This window comes from Jeotgalibacillus sp. ET6, assembly GCF_029667115.1.
Lineage (GTDB): Bacteria > Bacillota > Bacilli > Bacillales > Jeotgalibacillaceae > Jeotgalibacillus.
In genome coordinates this window covers 1-225 of sequence record NZ_JARUIU010000373.1, presented here as the reverse complement: position 1 = coordinate 225, position 225 = coordinate 1, and the positions used below count along the sequence as shown (strand labels likewise).

Annotated in this window: 1 protein-coding gene; it reads right to left on the bottom strand. The window is 49.3% G+C overall.

Annotation, left to right across the window (positions count from 1 at the left end; all coding sequences use genetic code 11):
- Window positions 1–225: hypothetical protein (locus P6709_RS20450; protein WP_278242700.1), on the bottom strand; the 225-nt coding region annotated here is incomplete at both ends.

Here is a 225-nt window from a genome sequence, read left to right as displayed (position 1 = left end):
TCAAATGAAAATCCAACGAGTCATTTTTAAGAGTTTCTCTTAAAAATGGTTCAGCAGCGAGTGATTCGAGGACGTGAATGGAGGAATCCCGGAGCGCACTTTCCAGTGCGTGAGGAGATGACGACACGAGCGGACGAAGAAGCGCGACGCTGATCAACCATTTTTTGGTTAAGTTAGAAAGGGCGCACGGTGAATGCCTTGGCACTAGGAGCCGATGAAGGACGG